The 4,183-nt window shown below is 73.0% G+C and carries 6 protein-coding genes; 2 read left to right on the top strand and 4 right to left on the bottom strand.

Annotation, left to right across the window (positions count from 1 at the left end; all coding sequences use genetic code 11):
* The coding region (gene dacB, locus GSF22_RS31435) for a D-alanyl-D-alanine carboxypeptidase/D-alanyl-D-alanine endopeptidase (RefSeq protein WP_208817542.1) at positions 1-1,512 on the top strand (1,512 nt) is incomplete at its 5' end.
* Between the two features lie 53 nt (positions 1,513-1,565).
* Here the strand turns inward: dacB and GSF22_RS35205 are convergent.
* From GSF22_RS35205 to GSF22_RS31420, 3 genes are all read right to left on the bottom strand, one after another.
* Positions 1,566-2,096 carry an alanine and proline-rich secreted protein Apa gene (locus tag GSF22_RS35205; RefSeq protein ID WP_244454485.1) on the bottom strand — a complete coding sequence of 177 codons (531 nt, stop codon included), beginning with the start codon at positions 2,094-2,096 and terminating at the stop codon, positions 1,566-1,568.
* Positions 2,093-2,425 carry a hypothetical protein gene (locus GSF22_RS31425; protein WP_244454484.1) on the bottom strand — a complete coding sequence of 111 codons (333 nt, stop codon included), beginning with the start codon at positions 2,423-2,425 and terminating at the stop codon, positions 2,093-2,095. The genes GSF22_RS35205 and GSF22_RS31425 overlap by 4 nt, the downstream gene beginning before the upstream one ends.
* Before the next feature lie 103 nt (positions 2,426-2,528).
* The gene (locus GSF22_RS31420; protein ID WP_244454483.1) at positions 2,529-3,002 is read right to left on the bottom strand and encodes a MarR family winged helix-turn-helix transcriptional regulator; all 474 of its coding nucleotides are present in this window, start codon (positions 3,000-3,002) and stop codon (positions 2,529-2,531) included.
* Between the two features lie 80 nt (positions 3,003-3,082).
* On the opposite strand from GSF22_RS31420, the gene GSF22_RS31415 reads away from it, so the two are divergent.
* Positions 3,083-3,457 (top strand): cupin domain-containing protein, encoded by a 375-nt coding sequence (locus GSF22_RS31415; protein WP_208817541.1) that lies wholly within the window; start codon positions 3,083-3,085, stop codon positions 3,455-3,457.
* A 274-nt stretch (positions 3,458-3,731) separates the two neighbouring features.
* On the opposite strand, the gene GSF22_RS31410 is transcribed toward GSF22_RS31415, so the two are convergent.
* Positions 3,732-4,169: a nitroreductase family deazaflavin-dependent oxidoreductase gene (locus tag GSF22_RS31410; protein ID WP_208817543.1), complete on the bottom strand. Its 438-nt coding sequence runs from the start codon at positions 4,167-4,169 to the stop codon at positions 3,732-3,734.
* Positions 4,170-4,183: the final 14 nt, after the last annotated feature.

Below are 4,183 nucleotides of genomic sequence, written 5' to 3'. Positions count from 1 at the left end.
CCCCCGGCCCTGGTCCAGCTCACCGCGACCCTGGACAACCTGCTGGCCGACGCCCGACTGACCGGCGCCCAGGCGGGCGTGGTGGTGGCCGACGCCTCCACCGGCCGCGCCCTCTACAGCCGCAACGGCGACCGTCGACTGATTCCGGCCTCCAACACCAAACTGCTCACCGCAGCCGCCGCCCTGGAACTACTCGGCCCGGACCACCGCTTCAGCACCGACGTCCACCTGGCCGGCACCCGCCGGGCCGGCCTGGTCGACGGCGACCTCTACCTACGCGGCGGCGGTGACCCCACGATGCTCGCCGCAGACTACGACCGGCTCGCCGCCGACGTGGCCGGCTCCGGGGTCCGCGTGGTCACCGGCAACCTCGTCGCCGACGACACCCGCTACGACACCACCCGGCTCGGCCCGGACTGGACCTGGGACGACGAGTCGTACTACTACGCCGCGCAGGTCTCCGCGCTCACCGTGGCACCGGACACCGACTACGACGCCGGCAACGTCATCGTCGCCGCCGCCCCGGCCGGCACCACCGGCGCACCCCCGGTGGTGACGCTGACCCCCGCCACCGGGTACGTCCGGATCGACAACCGGGCCACCACCGTGGCCACCGGCCCGACCACCGTCTCGTTCGAACGTACCCACGGCACCAACACCATCGTGGTCACCGGCCAGATCGCGCTCGGCGCGGCAGCGGAGAGCGACTGGATGACGGTCTGGGAGCCGACCGGGTACGCGGCCGACGTGTTCCGCTCGGCGCTGCGCCGGCACGGGGTGCAGGTTCTCGGCCGGACCGTGCTCGGCCGGACCACCCCGGCGGACGCCCGAGCGGTGGCCCGGCACGACTCGATGCCGCTGGCCGAGCTGATGGTGCCGTTCATGAAGCTCTCCAACAACGGCCACGCGGAGGTACTGACCAAGGAGATCGGCCGGGTCGTCGCCGGCGCGGGCACCTGGCCGGCCGGGATCGCCGCGATCAACGGGTACGTCGCCCGGGCCGGAATGGACACCGCGACGCTGCGCCAGCGGGACGGCTCCGGGCTCTCCCGGCGCAACCTGGTCCCGCCCACCGAGTTCGTCGACCTGCTGGTCGCGGTCCGCGCCGAACCCTGGTTCGACACCTGGTACCGCGCCCTGCCGATCGCCGGCAACCCGGAACGCTTCGTCGGCGGTACGCTGCGCAGCCGGATGCGGGGTACCGCCGCCGCGAACAACGTGCACGCCAAGACCGGCAGCCTGACCGGGGTCTCCGGCCTCTCCGGCTACGTGACCGACGCCGACGGCCGGCTGCTGGCCTTCTCCATCGTGCTCAACAACTATCTCGCCTCCTCGGTGAAGAGCATCGAGGACCAGATCGCGGTGACGCTCGCCGGGTACTCCGAGCGTGCCGGTGCCACCGCCGCCCCGGGCGGTACCGACACCCGCCGGGTACCCGGCGACACGCCGGACGGCGCACCGGGCCCGTCCACCGACGTCGAGTGTTCCTGGACGAAACCCGCCACCTGCTGAGCAGGTAAGGAAGGGCCCCTTCTTATCGCTTTCGGTATAGGAAGGGGCCCCTGTTAACCGTCCGCACCGCTCCGGCAGACGCCGGCATGCTCGTGGCGGAGCCCGCAGCGGCGACGATCGTCCAGCGGCGCGTCGCAGAAGACCTGGTGCCGGACCATCAGCCGGTCCTTGTCGGAGAGCGTGGCCGCCCCGAAGTCGATCACATTGACGTGCCCCAGGCAGTCCCGGATCCGCTCCACCAGGGACATCGCGGCGTCCAGAGTGGACACCGTGGTGGGCAGATGGACCATCCAGCGACGCGCGTCGCCCCGCAGGGTGGCGCCGGCCGCGTCCACCCGGAACGCTCCGGACGACCCGACACCCACCGACCGGGGTACGCCGGCCGACGGGTCCGCCGGGGCGGGCACCCCGGTCGCGTCCCCCGGTTGCTCCGGGACGGGTACCCGCTTCGCGTCCCCCGGCTCGCCGGGCACGGGTACGACCGTCGCAGCCAACGGCTCGCCCGGCACGGGTACGACCGCTCCGGGTCGGCGTGGTGCGGGGGTACGCGGTCCGGGGGTACGCGGCTGGGCTTCCGCCGTCATGCGACCGGCCGTCCGACCGGTCCCACCGCGGCAGCCGGATCACCCCGTTCGATCAGTGCCTCGATCTCGGCGGGACGGAGCCCGCGGAGCGCGAGAACCCGTCGTCCCCAACGGTTCAGCCGGCACGGGTAGGGGGCGGCGTCGTTACGGCAGACCGTTCCGCCGGACCACCGGCGCGGGGCGTGTACCACCACCGCCCGGACGGCGAACTGGGCATCCTCGCCGGTCACGTACGGCGGGAGGGGAATCTCCCCGAGCACCTCCCCCGGCTGTTCGCTGGCGTCGCCCTGGCCGGCGTACCGGACGGTGCGGGTGGAGCTGCTGATCATCTGGGACCCTCCATCGGGGACTACGGATCGGTCAGCAGAAAGTTACGGTCGCCTCCACGCAGCGCGACGGACAAACTGTCCCACCCGACCGGATCCGCGCCCGTCACCAGACCGGGCGCAGGGGCGGCGGGTGGTCGCCCGCCCGGTCCCGGATCAGCCGGGCGAGCGTCTCCCGGAGGTGGGCGAGGTCGGCCGCGCCGAGCCGGTCGGCCAGTTCGTCCTCCAGTTCGTGCAACACCTCACCGGCGACGGCCAGGTGCCGGACCGCCGCGTCGGTGAGGACGACGAGTCGCCGTCGCCCACCATCCGGGTGCGGCTCCCGGCGGACGTACCCACGCCGCTCCAGGTCGTCGACGATCTGCCCGGCGGCCTGCTTGGTCACCCCGAGCCGCTCGGCCAGCTCGCTCCCGGTCGCCCCGCACCCCTTGAGCACCTGGAAGACCATGCCGTGCACCGGTCGCAGGTCGGCGTACCCGGCGGCAGCCACCCGGGTGACGAACTCGCCGAGCACCAGTTGGAACCCCATGCCGAGCAGGAAGGTGAGTTCGGCGTCGGCGAGCGGGTCGTGGTCGGACATGACGCCATCTTGACACACACGAGTCAAGCAGCTTTACTCAGCCACATCGGCGAGTAAAGCTACTTGACTCAGGAGCGGGAATGAACGTCATAGACGAGACCGAAGCCCGGACGACCACGTCCCCGGGCGGCACCATGAGTGGACTCGCGGGTCCGAGTCAGGGCAGCCGCGAGTTGAGCACCTGGCGGGTACGGCTACCGGTCGGCGCCGTCGGACCGGTCCACACGATCGACCGGGAGCAGGTGTGGATGCCGGTCAGCGGTTCGCTCACCGTCACCGTGGCCGACCGCACCGAGGTGGTACACGCCGGCCAGGCGCTGATCCTGCCGGCTGACGCGGTCCGCCAGATCCGGGCCACCGACGCCCCGGCGGAGGTGCTGGTCTGCATGGTCACCGGGGGCACCGCCGCGCTGCCCGGCAGCGACGAGCGGCATCCGCTGCCCTGGGCCCGCTGACCGCTGACCGGTCGCAGCCGGCCCGGCGGGAACCATCCGGTCCCCGCCGGGCACCCGGACCGACCGGGACAGGACGCCACAGCCGGTCCGCCCCCGATCACCTGCCGCGCCCCGGCGCGGCCGGCGGATCCGGCGTACGGCGGAACAGCCCCGGTCGGGGCCGGCGGAGCGGTCGTTCCTCCGTACGTCGTACCGTCAGCCTGCCGTCGACGACGCGGACGGGACTCCCGCCGTCGAGGGGAACCGCCTCCCCCGCACGGGGGACCCGGGCAGTTCAGCCCCGTTCCAGCAGCACCAGCGGGATGTCCCGGTCGGTCCGGGCCTGGTAGTCGTCGTACGCCGGCCAGATCGCCGTCATGACCGGCCAGAGCCGGGCCTTCTCGGCCGGGTCGGCGGTCCGCGCGACCGCGTGGAAGGTCTCCGCCCCCACCTGCACCTCCACCTGCGGATCGTCCAGCAGGTTCAGGTACCACGCGGGGTGCCGGGGGTCGCCGCCCTGGGACGCGACCACCACGTACCGGTCGCCGTCCCGCCCGTAGATCAGGGCGGTACGGCGCAGTTTGCCGGACCGCCGGCCCCGGGTGGTCAGCAGCAGGGTGAAGACCCCCGGCCGCCACTCGTGCCCCTCGGCGCCGCCGGTGGCGACGTACCGCTGGATGTGGTCCGCGACCCAGCCCTCCGGACTGTCCAGTACCCGTTCACCCGTTGTCATGGCGTCCCCTTTCC

The organism is Micromonospora echinofusca, from assembly GCF_017614955.1.
Lineage (GTDB): Bacteria > Actinomycetota > Actinomycetes > Mycobacteriales > Micromonosporaceae > Micromonospora > Micromonospora echinofusca_A.
The sequence above is the reverse complement of the archived record's forward strand: the minus strand, read 5'-3'. Positions and strand labels throughout refer to the sequence as shown.